Origin of the sequence: Serratia sp. JUb9 (assembly GCF_014298095.1) — a bacterium.
GTDB lineage: Bacteria > Pseudomonadota > Gammaproteobacteria > Enterobacterales > Enterobacteriaceae > Serratia_B > Serratia_B rhizosphaerae.
In genome coordinates, this window is sequence record NZ_CP060416.1 from 3,295,052 (window position 1) to 3,311,749 (window position 16,698).

The 16,698-nt window shown below is 57.8% G+C and carries 13 protein-coding genes; 7 read left to right on the top strand and 6 right to left on the bottom strand.

From position 1 onward, the window contains the following. Window positions 1–16: 16 nt before the first annotated feature. Window positions 17–511, bottom strand: coding sequence for a leucine-responsive transcriptional regulator Lrp (gene lrp, locus HF675_RS15545; RefSeq protein WP_004928318.1), 495 nt, complete (start codon window positions 509–511; stop codon window positions 17–19). Window positions 512–1,171: 660 nt separating this feature from the next. Between lrp and trxB the strand changes: the two genes are divergently transcribed. The 5 genes from trxB (at window position 1,172) to infA (ending at window position 6,905) form a co-directional block, all read left to right on the top strand. Continuing rightward, on the top strand, window positions 1,172–2,143 hold the full coding sequence (trxB, locus tag HF675_RS15550) for a thioredoxin-disulfide reductase (protein ID WP_105230509.1): 972 nt from the start codon (window positions 1,172–1,174) through the stop codon (window positions 2,141–2,143). A 187-nt stretch (window positions 2,144–2,330) separates the two neighbouring features. Then, the gene (gene cydD / locus HF675_RS15555; RefSeq protein ID WP_111737406.1) at window positions 2,331–4,097 is read left to right on the top strand and encodes a cysteine/glutathione ABC transporter permease/ATP-binding protein CydD; all 1,767 of its coding nucleotides are present in this window, start codon (window positions 2,331–2,333) and stop codon (window positions 4,095–4,097) included. 2 nt (window positions 4,098–4,099) lie between these two features. Continuing rightward, window positions 4,100–5,836 (top strand): cysteine/glutathione ABC transporter ATP-binding protein/permease CydC, encoded by a 1,737-nt coding sequence (gene cydC, locus HF675_RS15560; RefSeq protein WP_187043359.1) that lies wholly within the window; start codon window positions 4,100–4,102, stop codon window positions 5,834–5,836. Between the two features lie 19 nt (window positions 5,837–5,855). Continuing rightward, the gene (gene aat, locus HF675_RS15565; RefSeq protein ID WP_105230506.1) at window positions 5,856–6,560 is read left to right on the top strand and encodes a leucyl/phenylalanyl-tRNA--protein transferase; all 705 of its coding nucleotides are present in this window, start codon (window positions 5,856–5,858) and stop codon (window positions 6,558–6,560) included. A 126-nt stretch (window positions 6,561–6,686) separates the two neighbouring features. After that, entirely contained in the window at window positions 6,687–6,905 is a 219-nt protein-coding gene (infA, locus tag HF675_RS15570; protein ID WP_002211347.1) for a translation initiation factor IF-1, read from the top strand. A 213-nt stretch (window positions 6,906–7,118) separates the two neighbouring features. On the opposite strand, the gene clpA is transcribed toward infA, so the two are convergent. Together clpA and clpS are read right to left on the bottom strand one after the other, a co-directional pair. After that, window positions 7,119–9,398 carry an ATP-dependent Clp protease ATP-binding subunit ClpA gene (clpA, locus tag HF675_RS15575; RefSeq protein ID WP_105230505.1) on the bottom strand — a complete coding sequence of 760 codons (2,280 nt, stop codon included), beginning with the start codon at window positions 9,396–9,398 and terminating at the stop codon, window positions 7,119–7,121. Window positions 9,399–9,425: 27 nt separating this feature from the next. Then, window positions 9,426–9,746 (bottom strand): ATP-dependent Clp protease adapter ClpS, encoded by a 321-nt coding sequence (gene clpS / locus HF675_RS15580; protein ID WP_105230504.1) that lies wholly within the window; start codon window positions 9,744–9,746, stop codon window positions 9,426–9,428. A gap of 335 nt (window positions 9,747–10,081) precedes the next feature. Here clpS and cspD point away from each other — a divergent pair, with 335 nt between their 5' ends. Next, window positions 10,082–10,303, top strand: a complete 222-nt coding sequence (cspD, locus tag HF675_RS15585) for a cold shock-like protein CspD (RefSeq protein ID WP_015671737.1) — start codon at window positions 10,082–10,084, stop codon at window positions 10,301–10,303. A gap of 77 nt (window positions 10,304–10,380) precedes the next feature. Here the strand turns inward: cspD and macB are convergent, their stop codons facing one another. From macB to HF675_RS15600, 3 genes are all read right to left on the bottom strand, one after another. Then, window positions 10,381–12,327, bottom strand: a complete 1,947-nt coding sequence (gene macB, locus HF675_RS15590; RefSeq protein WP_105230503.1) for a macrolide ABC transporter ATP-binding protein/permease MacB — start codon at window positions 12,325–12,327, stop codon at window positions 10,381–10,383. Then, window positions 12,327–13,439: a macrolide transporter subunit MacA gene (gene macA, locus HF675_RS15595; RefSeq protein WP_187043360.1), complete on the bottom strand. Its 1,113-nt coding sequence runs from the start codon at window positions 13,437–13,439 to the stop codon at window positions 12,327–12,329. Before macA ends, macB begins: the two co-directional genes overlap by 1 nt. A gap of 240 nt (window positions 13,440–13,679) precedes the next feature. After that, window positions 13,680–15,704 (bottom strand): hypothetical protein, encoded by a 2,025-nt coding sequence (locus HF675_RS15600; RefSeq protein WP_255427290.1) that lies wholly within the window; start codon window positions 15,702–15,704, stop codon window positions 13,680–13,682. Between the two features lie 23 nt (window positions 15,705–15,727). Between HF675_RS15600 and HF675_RS15605 the strand changes: the two genes are divergently transcribed. Continuing rightward, window positions 15,728–16,678 (top strand): VirK/YbjX family protein, encoded by a 951-nt coding sequence (locus HF675_RS15605; RefSeq protein WP_187043361.1) that lies wholly within the window; start codon window positions 15,728–15,730, stop codon window positions 16,676–16,678. The last annotated feature ends 20 nt before the right edge of the window (window positions 16,679–16,698 follow it).

Consider the following 16,698-nt stretch of genomic DNA (forward strand, 5'->3'; position numbering starts at 1 on the left):
GTTTTGCACCTGCACCTTACCGTGTTTTGATAACCAGACGGTTACTCTGTTTCACTTCTTCCATCACCACGTAGGTGCGGGTGTCGTTGACCCCCGGCAAACGCAGTAAGGTTTCGCCAAGCAGCTTACGGTAAGCTGACATATCCGGCACGCGGGTTTTCAACAGATAGTCGAAATCACCGGACACCAGATGACACTCCTGAATCTCTTCAAGCTTCTGTACTGCCGAGTTAAATTGCTCGAACACATCTGGCGCGCCGCGGTTCAGCGTGATTTCCACGAAAACCAGCAGTGATGCATCCAGATAGTGCGGGTTCAGCAATGCAGTATAGCCATGAATGAACCCCTGACGCTCAAGACGACGTACGCGTTCCAAGCATGGCGTTGGGGATAACCCCACGCGCTTAGAAAGCTCAACGTTCGAAATACGCCCATCCTTCTGTAACTCATTGAGGATGTTGCGGTCGATACGGTCAAGATCTTTACCCGGGCGTTTCTTATTGTCTGCCATTATTATTGTCTCTCTTATTTCTTCCTTACACTTGCCAAACCCTAGCCAACGTCACTGTGTAGGGACTTGTTTCAAGCGAAGACCCGATTTTTGTTATATGCAGTCGATTGCGCAAAGCAATCTGCCGCACACAATGCTTCTTCACTATCCTCTTTTGCCGCGTCACAGCCTGTCTGTCAAACTCTGCGCGCGGCGATAAAACGATCTTCATCGTTAAGAAAGAAGCGCGCCTGTTTAAGGCGCAATCCCCCCTGCCCTGCCCGGCGCCCGCCTGATGATGAAAAGGCGAACGATCGGCTGTTGCTGCGGGGATAATTTCTTCTTCCTCTGATGTTTTCGCAAATGCGCAGCGGATTGTCAAAGTAAAAGAAGCAAAATCAGAAGAACGTACCGTCGAGAAAAGCGTTAACCCCTTTTTTAGTTATGAACCGCTGGGTTAAAAAGCGCCGCCATCGCGGCATGACGCAGAGAAAAGCACCGTTTTTAGCCCTCGTAGGCCAGAGTGCAGTAATGACACCGGTGTTTTTTACCTCGATATTAGAATTAATAGTCCGCAACTATCAGACAAATCGATAACAACCGTTACAGGTGCTTTTTTTACTTCACTATTTTCCCTACAATCGATGCCATTGTCCGCCATCGTGGGAAAAGAGGTTATTCATGGGCACGGCTAAACATAGCAAGTTATTGATTCTGGGCTCCGGCCCGGCGGGCTACACCGCAGCGGTGTACGCCGCGCGTGCAAACCTGCAGCCGGTGTTGATTACCGGCGTAGAGCAAGGCGGTCAGTTGACCACCACGACCGACGTGGAGAACTGGCCGGGCGACGCCAACGACCTGACCGGCCCGGCGCTGATGGAACGTATGCGCGAGCATGCGGAAAAATTCCAGACCGAGATCGTCTTCGACCATATCAACGGCGTTGATTTGCAACAGCGTCCGTTCCGCCTGACCGGCGACAGCGGCGAGTACACCTGCGACGCGCTGATTATTGCTACCGGCGCCTCCGCACGCTATCTGGGTCTGCCAAGCGAAGAAGCCTTCAAGGGCAAAGGCGTTTCCGCCTGCGCAACCTGTGACGGCTTCTTCTACCGCAACCAGAAAGTCGCCGTGGTCGGCGGCGGCAACACCGCCGTTGAAGAAGCGCTGTATCTGTCCAACATCGCCGCGGAAGTGCATCTGATCCACCGCCGCGACAGCTTCCGTTCAGAGAAAATTCTGATCGACCGGCTGATGGAGAAAGTGAAAAACGGCAACATCGTGCTGCATACCGATCATCAGCTCGACGAAGTGCTGGGTGATGAAATGGGTGTTACTGCCGTACGCATCCGCAGCACCAAGCAGGAAAACGAAACGCAGGAGCTGGCCGTTGCCGGCGTGTTTATCGCCATCGGCCACAGCCCGAACACCGCCATCTTCGGCGATCAGCTGGCGCTGGAAAACGGTTATATCAAGGTGCAGTCCGGTATTCACGGCAATGCGACCCAGACCAGCATTCCGGGCGTGTTCGCCGCCGGCGACGTGATGGACCATATCTATCGCCAGGCGATTACCTCTGCCGGCACCGGCTGTATGGCGGCGCTGGATGCCGAGCGTTATCTCGACGGCATCGCACAGGCGGAAGTCTGCTGATCCCAGCCAAACATGACCTAACTTGACAAATAAGGCGGCCAAAAGGCCGCCTTATTTCTTTTCAGCCTGCACGGTGACGAGGTAACATTGAGCTTCACTTGTGTCCTTCAACGTTGAAGAAAACACTTTTTTAACAGCATGTTAACCTGGCCTGTACCAACAGGCGTCGGCGACGCAGATACTCCCAATGAAAAAAACCAGACAGCACCAGTTGACCCAATGGCTTAAAACGCAAAGCACGCTGGCCAAGCGGTGGTTGCGCCTTTCCATGCTGCTGGGGTTGTGCAGCGGCCTGTTAATCGTAGCGCAGGCCTGGCTGCTGGCTTCACTGCTCCATGCCTTAATCATCGACCATACGCCCCGCGAACAGCTGACCTCATCATTTATCTGGCTGGCCGCCGCTTTTGTCCTGCGCGCGCTGTTCAGCTGGCTGCGGGAACGGGTGGGTTTTATTGGCGGCCAGGTGCTGCGGCGGGAAATACGCCGGCAGGTGCTGGACAAACTGCAGCAGCTTGGCCCGGCCTGGGTGCAGGGTAAACCGGCCGGCAGTTGGGCGACGATAATCGTCGAACAGATCGAAGATATGCAGGATTATTACTCGCGCTACCTGCCGCAAATGTATCTGGCGGTGTTTATCCCGCTGCTGATCCTAATCGCCGTTTTTCCGATTAACTGGGCCGCCGGGCTGATCCTGCTGGCGACCGCGCCGTTAATCCCGCTGTTTATGGCGCTGGTCGGCATGGGCGCCGCCGATGCCAACCGCCGTAACTTTGTCGCGTTGGCGCGCTTGAGCGGCAGCTTCCTCGACCGGCTGCGCGGGCTGGACACCCTGCGCCTGTTCCACCGCGGGCAGGCGGAAACCGCGCAGATCGCCCGCTCCTCCGAAGACTTCCGCCGCCGCACCATGGAAGTGCTGCGCATGGCGTTTCTCTCCTCTGCGGTACTGGAATTTTTCGCCTCCCTGTCAATCGCCGTGGTCGCGGTCTATTTTGGCTTCTCTTATCTGGGGGATCTGAACTTCGGCAGTTACGGCCTCGGCGTGACGCTGTTTTCCGGCTTTTTAGTGCTGGTGCTCGCGCCGGAATTTTTCCAGCCGCTGCGCGATCTGGGCGCGTTTTACCACGCCAAGGCGCAGGCGGTCGGCGCCGCAGAGGCGTTGGAAACCTTCCTCAATGCAGAAGGCGAACAGATCGGTCAGGGCACACTGACGCTGGACGATGCAATCCCGCTCACGCTGGCCGCCGATCGGTTGGAAATTCTGTCGCCGCAGGGCGTCGTACTGGCAGGGCCGCTGACCTTCACCCTGCCCGCTAATCAGCGCATCGCGCTGGTAGGCCTCAGCGGCGCGGGCAAAAGCTCGTTGCTGAATCTGCTGCTGGGGTTCCTGCCCTACCGCGGCTCCCTGACGGTAAACGGCAACGAACTGCGCGAACTGAACGCTGAGAACTGGCGGCGACAGCTGGGCTGGGTCGGGCAAAACCCGCATCTGCCGGCGCAAACGCTGCGCGACAATATTTTGCTCGGTAATCCGCAGGCCGATGAACCGCAATTACTGCAGGCGGTGGAACAGGCTTACGTCAGCGAGTTCTTGCCGCAGTTGCCACAGGGGCTGCAGACGGAGCTTGGCGACAGCGCCGCCCGCCTGTCGGTCGGCCAGGCGCAGCGGGTGGCCGTCGCCCGCGCGTTAATCAGCCCGCGTCGGCTGCTACTGCTGGATGAGCCGGCCGCCAGCCTGGACGCCCACAGCGAGCGTCTGGTGATGCAGGCGCTGGATGCCGCGTCACGGCGCCAAACTACCCTGCTGGTCACCCACCAGCTGGAAGATACCGAGGATTTCGACCAGATTTGGGTCATGGATAACGGAAAGATCGTTCAACAGGGCGACTACGCCAGCCTGAGCGCCCAGCCGGGGCTGTTCGCCACCTTAATCGCACACCGCAGCGGGGAGCTATAATCATGCGCGTTTTACTGCCGTTTCTGGCGCTATACCGCCGCCATGGGTTCCTGATTGCGCTGGGCATCGTGCTGGCGATTATCACTCTGCTGGCCAGCATCGGCCTGCTGACCCTGTCCGGCTGGTTCCTCGCCGCCTCGTCGCTGGCCGGGCTGGCGGGACTGCTCACCTTTAACTATATGCTGCCTGCCGCCGGCGTACGCGGAGCGGCGATCTTCCGCACCGCCGGCCGCTACGCCGAGCGCGTGGTCAGCCACGACGCCACCTTCCGGGTGCTGGCGCACCTGCGGGTCTTCACCTTCAGCAAGATTCTGCCGCTATCGCCCGGCGGCATCGCCCGCTTCCGTCAGGCCGAGGTGTTAAACCGGCTGGTGGCCGACGTTGATACGCTGGACCATCTGTACCTGCGGGTAATGTCACCGCTGATCAGCGCGGCCGTGGTGATCGTGGTCGTCACCTTTGGCCTGAGCTTTGTCGACCAGACGCTGGCGCTGATTCTCGGCGGCATTCTGCTGTTATTGCTGCTGCTGGTGCCGCCGCTGTTTTACTCCGCCGGCAAACCGATCGGCAGCGAACTGACCGCCCTGCGCAGCCAATATCGCACCGGGCTGACCGCCTGGCTGCAGGGCCAGGCCGAGCTGGTGGTGTTCGGCGCCGTAAACGATTTCCGCCACACGCTCGATCAGATTGAACAGCGCTGGCAGCGCCGCCAGTGGCAGCAGGCATCATTAGGCGGTATGGCGCAGGCGCTGATGATTTTAGCCGGCGGGCTGACGGTGACGCTGCTGCTCTGGCTGACCGCCGGCGGCGTCGGCGGCAATAGCCAGCCCGGAGCGTTGATCGCGCTGTTCGTATTCGCCGGACTGGCCTCGTTTGAAGCGCTGATGCCGGTTGCCGCCGCGTTTCAGCACCTCGGACAGGTGATCGCCTCCGCCACCCGGGTAAAACAGCTGATCGAACAACAGCCCACCGTCGATTTCCCCGTAGCCGGCCCTGCAACAGCGGCCAGCGCGACGCTGCAACTGCGCCACATTGATTTTACCTATCCGGGGCAACCGCAGCCGGTACTGCAGAATGTTGAACTGGAAGTCGCCACCGGGGAGCATATCGCCCTGCTGGGACGCACCGGCTGCGGCAAGTCCACGCTGCTGCAGCTGCTGACGCGCGCCTGGGACGCCGACGGCGGCGATATTCTGCTCAACGGCGAGCCGTTAGCCCGCTACGATGAAAGTACGCTGCGCGCCATGACCACGGTGGTGAGCCAGCGGGTGCATGTCTTCAGCGACACGCTGCGTGAAAACCTGCGGCTGGCGGCGCCGGAGGCGGACGACGAAACTCTGCAACAGGCGCTGAGCCAGGTCGGGCTGGACAAACTGCTGGAAAACGAAGGGCTGAACGCCTGGCTCGGCGAAGGCGGCCGTCAGCTGTCCGGTGGCGAACAGCGGCGTCTGGGCATCGCCCGCGCGCTGTTGCATTCAGCGCCGCTGTGGCTGCTGGATGAACCAACCGAAGGGCTGGACGCCGAGACCGAACAACAGATTCTGGCGCTGCTGCGTCAGCACTGTCAGGGCAAAACGCTGATCCTGGTGACCCACCGCCTGTACGGCCTGGAGCATATGGACCGCATCTGCGTGATGGACGGCGGCCATATCGTCGAACAAGGCGATCACGCCACGCTGCTGCGCCAGCGCGGGCGCTATGCCCAGTTCCGCCAACGTATCAGCAACGTCTCGCTGTAACGCGACGCTAAGAGGTGATATGCGCATAGTGAAACTGTCGCCGCACTCCGTCGCCTTCCCTTCAGCGGAGGGCGCGCTGCGCGATCCTAACGGCCTGCTGGCGATTGGCGGCGATCTGAGCGCGCCACGCCTGCTGGCCGCTTACCAGCGCGGCATTTTCCCCTGGTATTCGCCAGGCGAGGCGATCTTGTGGTGGTCGCCGGATCCGCGCGCGGTGTTATACCCGGCCGAGCGCCATATCAGCCGCAGCTTCAAACGCTTCCTGCGCGCCGACCCGTTCCGCATTACGCTGAACCATGACTTCGCCGCGGTGATTGCCGCCTGCGCCGAACGGCCGCAGGACGGCACCTGGATCGGCCCGGAGGTACAGCGCGCCTATCTGCATCTGCACCGTCTGGGCTACGCCCATTCGGTCGAGGTCTGGCAAGATGACGCACTGGTCGGCGGCATGTATGGCGTCGCTCAGGGCGCGCTGTTCTGCGGCGAGTCAATGTTCAGCCGCGTCACCAACGCCTCAAAATGCGCGCTGATGGCGTTTTGCCGTCATTTTGCCGCTTTTGGCGGGGAATTGATTGACTGTCAGGTGTTGAACGCGCACACTGCCTCGCTTGGCGCGAGGGAAATTTCCCGGCGCAGTTTTTTACAGCAGCTCAGCGAGCTTCAGCGCCGACCGTTGGCGGCAGAGTGCTGGGCAGCGCAAGTGATACCCCCACAGCAGGTTTAACCGTCCTCACCGACAAACTAATTTGCGGAAACGGTGCATTGTTCACCGACACATCTTTACATAATGTGGGTTTTTCGGCATTATCTTGCCGGTTAAAAACTAAGGTAGTTACACCTAGAGGATTCGATGGCCAAAGAAGACAATATTGAAATGCAAGGCACCGTTCTTGATACGCTGCCGAACACCATGTTCCGCGTTGAATTGGAAAACGGGCACGTGGTTACCGCTCATATCTCCGGTAAAATGCGTAAAAACTATATCCGCATCCTGACGGGCGACAAAGTCACTGTAGAGCTGACCCCGTACGACCTGAGCAAAGGCCGCATTGTCTTCCGTAGCCGTTAATCGGCTGACCGGTCGCCAGTCCGTGGCGACGCTGAGGATGTAAATCCCGCCCTGAGCCCTTTCCGTTTACCCCCGCCGCAGCGTTCAGCACTGAGTTGCAAGTGCGTAGGTAAACTGAGAGGGCTCACTCATATTCATTGCGCGCTGTCCGGCGCATAAAAAAGCGATGCCGAAGCATCGCTTTTTTTATTACCGCATCATACCGTTGTCGGATTAATGCACGCCTTCATCCGCTTTGCGCTTCTGGGCGCTGAGGAAGTGATAGGTCAGCTGCTGGGTATCCGGATCCAGCTCAACCTTCACTGAACCACCATCCACCAGAGAACCGAACAGCAGCTCATTCGCCAGCGGTTTCTTCAGGTTTTCCTGCATCACCCGCGCCATCGGACGCGCGCCCATCGCACGGTCATAGCCTTTCACCGACAGCCAGTCGCGCGCTTCATCGCTGACCTCCAGCGAAACGCCTTTGGCGTCCAACTGCGCCTGCAGTTCGACAATAAACTTGTCGACCACCTGCTGGATCACCGCCGTTGACAGATGGTTGAACCAGATAATGTTGTCCAGACGGTTACGGAATTCCGGCGTAAACACTTTCTTGATCTCTTCCATCGCATCGGTGCTGTTGTCCTGCTCAATCAGGCCAATGGATTTACGTTCCGTTTCGCGCACCCCGGCGTTGGTGGTCATCACCAGGATCACGTTGCGGAAGTCGGCCTTACGACCGTTGTTATCGGTCAGCGTACCGTTATCCATCACCTGCAGCAGCAGGTTGAACACGTCCGGGTGTGCCTTCTCGATCTCATCGAGCAGCACCACTGCATGCGGATGCTTAATCACCGCATCGGTCAGCAGGCCGCCCTGATCGTAGCCGACATAGCCCGGAGGCGCACCAATCAGGCGGCTGACGGTATGACGTTCCATATACTCGGACATATCAAAGCGCAGCAGCTCGATATCCAGCGCCTTCGCCAGCTGTACCGTCACCTCGGTTTTACCGACGCCGGTCGGGCCGGCGAACAGGAAGGAACCGACGGGCTTACGCTCATGCCCCAGACCGGCGCGGCTCATTTTGATCGCTTCGGTCAGCGCTTCGATAGCCGGATCCTGACCGAACACCAGCATCTTCAGGCGGTCGCCCAGGTTTTTCAGCACATCGCGGTCGCTCGCCGAGACGGTTTTCTCCGGAATGCGCGCAATGCGCGCCACCACGGATTCAATATCCGCCACGTTGACGGTTTTCTTGCGCTTGCTGACCGGCATCAGACGGCTGCGCGCGCCGGCTTCATCAATCACGTCGATCGCCTTGTCCGGCAGATGACGGTCGTTGATGTATTTCACCGAAAGCTCCACCGCCGCGCGCACCGCTTTGGCGGTATAGCGCACATCGTGATGCGCTTCGTATTTGGTTTTCAGACCGTTAATAATCTGCACGGTCTCTTCCGGCGTCGGTTCGGTAATATCGATCTTCTGGAAGCGGCGCGCCAGCGCGCGATCCTTCTCAAAGATATTGCTGAACTCCTGATAGGTGGTGGATCCGATCACCCGGATCTTGCCGCTCGACAGCAGCGGTTTGATCAGGTTGGCGGCATCCACCTGCCCGCCGGAGGCTGCCCCGGCGCCGATGATGGTGTGGATCTCATCGATAAACAGGATGCTGTTCTGATCCTGTTCCAGCTGTTTGAGCAGCGCCTTGAAACGCTTCTCGAAGTCGCCGCGGTATTTAGTGCCCGCCAGCAGCGAGCCGATATCCAGTGAATACAGGGTGCAATCCGCCATCACTTCCGGCACGTCGCCCTGAACGATACGCCACGCCAGCCCTTCGGCAATCGCGGTTTTACCCACGCCCGATTCCCCCACCAGCAGCGGGTTGTTCTTGCGGCGGCGGCACAGTACCTGAATCGCGCGTTCCAGTTCGCGGTCGCGGCCGACCAGCGGATCGATGCCGCCTACCCGAGCCAGCTGATTGAGGTTGGTGGTGAAGTTTTCCATACGGTCTTCCCCTCCGGACTGCTCTTCGTTGATCGGGTTTTCCGCGTTGTTCGGCGCCTGGCCCGGTTCGTCTTTACGCGTACCGTGCGAAATAAAGTTCACCACGTCCAGACGGCTGACATCATGCTTGCGCAGCAGATAGGCCGCCTGCGACTCCTGTTCGCTGAAAATCGCCACCAGCACGTTGGCGCCGGATACTTCACTACGACCGGAGGATTGCACATGGAATACCGCACGCTGCAGCACGCGCTGGAAGCTGAGCGTCGGCTGGGTGTCGCGCTCTTCTTCGCTGGCCGGCAGCGTCGGCGTGGTTTGTTCGATAAAGGCTTCCAGCTCCTGGCGCAACGCCGCCAGATCCACCGTACATGCCTCAAGCGCTTCTCGCGCGGCAGGGTTGCTCAGTAACGCCAGCAACAGGTGCTCCACGGTCATAAACTCGTGTCTGTGCTCACGCGCTCTGGCGAAAGCCATGTTGAGACTGAGTTCCAGTTCTTGATTGAGCATAAGCACCTCCCCAATAGATTGCCTTAATCAGGCTTTTTCCAGCGTACAAAGCAACGGATGCTCGTTCTCCCTCGCGTAACGGTTCACATGAGCGACCTTGGTCTCCGCCACCTCGGCGGTAAACACACCGCAGATCGCCTTGCCTTGATAGTGCACCGTAAGCATCAGTTGCGTTGCGCGTTCAATATCATAAGAAAAGAACTTTTGCAGAACGTCAATCACAAATTCCATCGGAGTGTAATCGTCGTTGTTAAGTATAACTTTATACATTGACGGCGGTTTTACCGCATCGATTTGTTTTTCTTCGGCCAAGTGTTCAAAATTCAGCCAATCGTTGCTATTGCCCATCGCTGCTCATCTTCTCTTGTCTACCCCAAGATATGGGGGCGCATTCAGGTTATTCAAACGGGGATCTCTACTATTTTATCATCTTCGCCCTCTCTTCGCCGCAGGGAAAGCGCCGATAAAAACGGCGGCGATCGACGTCGATTGCATGGCAATAGCGTTACCTGCTTCAAACTTTGAGGAACTGCCGCCCCCTGTCAAAAGCCGATCGCTTGACGTGATGATCAGATGTTCTAGAGTGTAATTTCGTGAGCTGCTGGTCTTTTAACCACTTTTTGGCTCATCTGAAAATCAGTTATTCATCTCACTTAAAATAGCGTTGCGAGGGATGTAGAAACATGGAGACGGGTACTGTTAAATGGTTCAATAACGCCAAAGGTTTCGGCTTTATCTGTCCGGAAGGCGGTGGCGAGGATATTTTCGCTCATTATTCGACGATCAAAATGGATGGTTACCGGACGCTGAAAGCCGGTCAACAGGTCAGATTCGACGTGCATCAAGGCCCGAAGGGCAACCACGCCAGCCTGATTGAGCCGCTGGAAAGCGAAGCGGTAACCTGAAAGCGGCGCACGCCGCCGCCCTACCAAAATGCCAGCCACATCGGTGACTGGCATTTTTCATCACCGCCGGACGGCCCTTATTCTCGCGCCAGCGCATCAATCGGGTTAAGACGGGCGGCATTGCGCGCCGGCAGATAGCCGAACACTACGCCGATACCGGTGGAACAGATAAACGCGCTGAGCAGCGCCGCCGGCGGGAAGCTTATCTGCCAGCCCGGCAATACCAGCTGCACCAGCAGGCCGATGGCGAACGACAGGCCGATGCCCAGCGCACCGCCCACCAGACACACCAGCACCGCTTCAATCAGAAACTGCTGCAGCACGTCGCCGGAACGCGCGCCGACTGCCATGCGGATGCCGATTTCACGCGTACGCTCGGTGACCGACACCAGCATGATATTCATCACCCCGATACCGCCGACCACCAGCGAAATCACCGCCACCAACGTCAGGAACAGCTGCAGGGTGCGGGTGGTTTTCTCTGCGGTCTGCACCAGGCTGTCCATGTTGTAGGTAAAGAAGTCTTTCTTGCCGTGGCGCAGCGTCAGCAGGCGCGTCAGCTGCTGCTCCGCCTCCTGGCTGTTGTAGCCGTCGCGGATGCGTACGGTGATCGAATCAAAATAGGCATTGCCCATCAGCCGGTTGGCCATGGTGCTGTACGGCACCCAGACGCTCAGGGTTTTGCTGCTGCCGAACATCGACTGCTTCTCCTGGGCGACGCCCACCACCGTTGCCGGCATATTGCCGACCAGAATCACCTCGCCGACCACCTCTTTCTGATGCGGGAACAGACGGCGCTTGGTATTGGCGTCGATCACCACCACCTGCGCCTGCGACTGCACCTGCAGCTGGTCGATGCCGCTCCCCTGGTTGAATGTCATACCGTAGACGCGGAAAAACTGTTCGCTGATGCCGGTCACATTCGCCGCCGCATCCACATTGCCCATGCGCAGCCGCATGCTGCTGCCGATGGTCGGTGACAGCGCGCCGACGTACGGCTGTTCACGCAGCGCATCGAGATCGTCATACTTCAACGACTGGCGATAGGCCGGATCGTCATCGCCAAAATCTTTGCCCGGATAGATATCGACCGTATTAGTGCCGATCGATTTGATATCCGCCAGCACCATCTGTTTGGCGGCGTCGCCGATCACCAGAATGGAGACCACCGAGGCGATGCCGATGATAATCCCCAGCATGGTCAGCATGGTGCGCATTTTATTCGCCGCCATCGCACGCCAGGCCATCACCAGCGCTTCGCGAAAACGTCCGCTCGCCTGCTGCCAGGAGGGCGCCGGCGTCGCCAGATCCAATGACTTGGCCTGCGGATTCGGCATGCCTGCCGGCCGGGAGTCGTTAATGATCTCGCCATCGCGAATTTCAATGATCCGCTCCGCCTGCTGCGCCACCGTCGGATCGTGCGTGACAATAATCACCGTATGCCCCTGCTCGCGCAGCTGCTTGAGGATCGCCATCACCTCTTCGCCGGAGTGGCTGTCCAGCGCCCCGGTCGGCTCATCCGCCAAAATCACCTGGCCGCCGTTCATCAGCGCCCGGGCGATACTGACGCGCTGCTGCTGCCCGCCGGACAGCTGGCTCGGCTGGTACGCGACGCGCTCCCCCAATCCCAGCCGCTGCAACAGCGCCGTGGCGCGTTCGCGCCGTGCCGCTTTGCCCAGCCCGGCATACACCGCCGGCACCTCGACATTGTGCGAGGCGCTCAGATGCGGCAGCAGATGGTAGCGCTGGAAGATAAAGCCGAAATGTTCACGCCGCAGCGCCGCCAAGGCATCACCGTTCAACGTGGCCACATCCTGCCCCGCCACGCGGTACGTGCCGGCGCTCGGCTTATCGAGACAGCCGAGAATGTTCATCAGCGTCGATTTGCCGGAGCCGGAAGCGCCGATAATCGCCACCATTTCGCCGGCGTCGATGCTCAGCGTCACGTTCTTCAGCACCTCGACGGTCTGTTCGCCAGACTGATAGCTGCGGCAGATACCGCTCAGCTCAAGCAGCGTTGCCATCAGTTGGCCTCCGCGCCGCCGCGGTTAACGATAACCTCGTCGCCGACCCCAAGCCCTTTGACAATCTGCACGTCTATATTGTTACGCATGCCGATGGTCACTTCGCGCTTCTCTTCCTTGCCCTGCTTCAGCACCGCCACATAATAGCGGTTATCGGCAATTTGCTCGCCCAGCGCCGCCAGCGGGATCGCCATCGCCTGGCTGATGCCGCCCAACTGAATGTGCACCTGTGCGGTCATCTGCAGACGCAACAGCCCCTGCGGGTTCGGCACCTCAAAACGGGCATAGTAGAAGATGGCGTTGTTGACCTTCTCCGGCGTCGGCTGAATGTCTTTCAGCACACCGTCAAAGCGTTTGTTCGGGTCGCCCAACACGGTAAACCAGGCCTTTTGCCCCGGCTTCAGGTGAATAACGTCGGCTTCGGACACCTGCGCCTTCACCAGCATGGTGCTGAGATCGGCCAGCGTCAGAATGTTCGGCGCCTGCTGCGCCGCAATCACCGTTTGCCCCTGCAGGGTGGTGATCTGCACCACGTCACCGTCCATCGGCGCTTCGATGCGGGTGTAGGCCAGGTTGATTTTGGCCGTATCCAGGCTGGCCTGATTACGGGCGATTTGCGCCTTGATACTCTCCACCTGCGCCTTTTTCACCGCCAGTTCGCTGGTGTATTTATCCAAATCCTGACGCGATACCGCCTGCACACGCGACAGCGCGCGATTGCGCTGCAGGGTGACCGCCGCCAGATGCTGCTCGGCCTGCGCCTGCTGCAGCTGTGCATGCAGTTCGCGCAGCATCGCCTCGCTTTCGCGGATGCTGTTTTGCGCCTGCTGCGGATCGATCACCCCCAGCAGCTGGCCCTTCTTCACTTTATCGCCAATTTCAACCGTCAGGCTTTCCAACTGGCCGCTGACCTGCGCGCCGACGTCAACTTTGCGTACCGCATCCAGCTGACCGGTCGCCAGTACGTTTTGCTGCAGGTCGCGCTTGGCCACCTTCACCGTTTTATAGTCCACCGCTGCCGGCTGACGGAAAAACCAGAATGCCACCACGGCGATAACCACCAGTCCCACGATGACGATCGTCCTGCGTCGTAGACGTCCCATAAACTTCATAAAGTGGTATATCCTTTTGTTTTTACCGGAGATGATCGCGCATTGTGAACGCTTCAGCGGACAAATTCCCACGATCCCGGTATTTCATCCCGCCGTTACGCGCGCTCTTTAGTCAATTAACGCGCACTATAACCGATTATCCGCGATCAAATCACATATTCCCGACGCGAAAAAAAGACGGCCGGGATCGCTCCCGGCCGTCTTGAGGGTAAAGATCACCCCTGCTGTTTTACCGCCCTGTTACTTTCTGTTGAAGGTAAAGTAGAGCGGGAAGGTATTTGGCGAATCCTGCTGTACCTGCACAAACAGCTTAATTTTATCAATATTGTTCGGTTCTTCCTGATCCCTTTCAACGACAGGAATAACTTTCACCCGGGAAGCATCCGTGACTGTACTCTCAAAAATTTCCAAATCTTCGCCCGATACCGCCACTTTAAAACTTGCACAGAGCCCCTTTAGCCGGCTATTAGGGCCAAACATCTGCACCTCATAAATATCTTTCATACCCGGGGCATTGGTACTGCCAATATGTTTGAACTGGCGAATAGTCACTGGCTTACCCGGGGCAAACGTTGCGGCAAACTCGGAACCATAGGTCCGATAATTGCGCATAAACAGATGGCCGCCCGGCGCCACAAAATCAGCGGTGCTGTCCAAGACGTTTTTATTCAGGTAACTGTCCCGCAGCGTCATCGTTGAACCGGAATGCACCCACTGCGCGCCGTTCATCGAGTTGGTATATGCCGAGTACGAACTCTTATAGTTCAGGGAGCAACTATGCAGAGAATGGCCAACAATACCGCCCAGATAGCCACAGTCCACATCAATTTTGGCAAAGGCGCTGCCATAAAAATCGAGGATGATATCAAAATAGAACTGCTGCCCCTGCTCTGCGGTGCGTACAGCAGACACTTCACCGCTCCATGAACCGGAGGTCAACTTATCGCCCGTGGCAAAGGAACTATTACCGCCGGACACGTTAACTTTCTCGATAATCAGAACTTTATAGACGCCCGCGGTTTGTGCATAGAAGGCCAACACTTCACCGCTTGCCGTACCGTTAGAAATTTCGGCGCCGCGTTCCAGCCCGGTAAGCGCATTACCGGACAGGGTCACTTCCGATAAATATCGGCCGTTAAAATCCGCATCGCCGGAAATCTGCCCATACTGCGAACCATTTCTCCACAGAGAGCCGCCATAAATCATCCTGGTAATAAAACCGACGGAAAGTTTATGCCCTTCCGCAATCGGACGCTCACCTGATGTCCCACGAGCAAAGTACGCGCCCATCTTTCCGTTGTGCCAGAAATCGCCGGTAATAAAGTTGGAGGCCGCAGGGTGCGTTTGCTGGCTGCAGTCATAAACAATATTACAGTTTGTCGCTCTGCCGATATGAATCCGTGAACCGCCACAGCCAGGCCCGCGAACAGAAATACCATTGGCGCGATCATTACCAAACATGTAACCAATATGGATTTCGAGCGCAACCATCCCGCCGCCGGATTTCTCGCCAATAATGATCAAAGGATTGGCCTTTTTCCAATCCGTAGAAGCAGGGAAATCGGCGTGCGCTGCCAAATATCCAAAACGTACTTCCAATCCCCGGTCCCAATTATCAATGCGCAACGGCGATTTGAACACCATCTTTTGGAATGACCAAACTTTATTCAATCCGTGGTAAAACGCATAATTAATTGCCGCCTGCGCCGCCGGCGTCCAGTCGCCATCGGCAGTAACCAGATGATAGAAATCTTCCACCAGCACCATATTATTAAGCTTGAACGACGACGCCATACCGCTCACTTCTACCCAAGCGTCAGGGGCAAAACCGCCCGTATCTTCCGGCGTTACACCTGGAGCAACCACTTTCGGCAACGCGCCCCGCCATACAACATATCCCAACGTGCTTTCCAAATAGAGCGCCTGATTGGCGGACTCCAGGGTAAAGCCATTTTTAAAATAACCAACGGGAAGATATCCGCCGCGACGAATCGCGTCTTCACGACTTACCAGTGTTTGTTTCAGTTCTTTTGGCTCTGCCATATATTGCTCCTGTCTTACTGCGTTGAGTGAGATAACAATGTAAACAGACGCCGCAATATTTAATACAAAATGGAAACCTACCATTAACCACACAACAACATCGCATTCGGAGCCTTGGCACACAGCGATCGTTAAACCGCAGCTCAACATAATGAATATTCCTAATACCGCACCGGCAATATTGAACTGCCGTTTAGTCACCCCTTGATGAAATAGCGCCATTCAATATCGTCAAGGACTTCACCATGTCACAATTCAGCTTTCCGCTCGTCGCCAGCCAGCCGATGAACGGCCAACGGTTAATCACCGCGCTGCTAAGCGGCAGCATGGCGCCCGCCCAGTGCTGGCGCAAAACCTCGTTTCGCCTGAAGTTCCTCAGCCGTTCTCTGTTGAACTGGCAGACCACCAGCGGGCTGATGAACACGCTGGCGGACAACCCGCTGCTGGAAACCATCCTGCGCGCGCAGCCCAACCTGCCGTGCAAACTGCACCGCCCGTATCTGGCGGCCAATATGAGCAAACTCGACGGCCTGTTTGCGCTGCGCGACCACTACGATCTGATTGCCCAGCGCATGCCGGGGAAAATGCTGCACGGGCACCTGGGAACACAGCCGCTGGTGTTAAGCCACGCGACGGATAAAAACGGCGAGACGGTGACGCTGGAACTGGTGGCGATCGATAAGCTGAACAAGGAGGGAGAAACTACGCTGCTGCTGCGCAACGCCGCGGGCATTATGCTGGCGGAAATCACCTTCACCCTGATGCATTTCCGGCAAAAGAGTACGCTGTTTATCGGCGGTCTGCAGGGAGCAAACGTTGACGTGCCGCACAGCGAGATTCAGCACGCGACTAAAGCCTGCCACGGCCTGTTCCCCAAACGGCTGGTGCTGGAAGGGGTGTGCCACCTGGCGCGCCATCTGGGGATTCAGCAAGTGGTGGCGGTCGGCAACGGCAGTCATATTTACCAGAACTGGCGCTATAAAAACAAAAAGCGCGACCTGCTGCATGCCGATTATGACCAGTTCTGGCTGTCGATGGCGGCCCGGCCGCTGCCCGGCGGCTACTTCCTGCTGCCGGAACGCATCGCCCGCAAACCGCTGGAGGAGGTCGCCAGCAAAAAACGCGCGGAATACCGCCGCCGCTATCAGCTGCTGGACGCGCTGGAACAGGGACTGGCCGCGCATTTTTCCCGGTGAGAGCATGGCCGGCGGCCGCG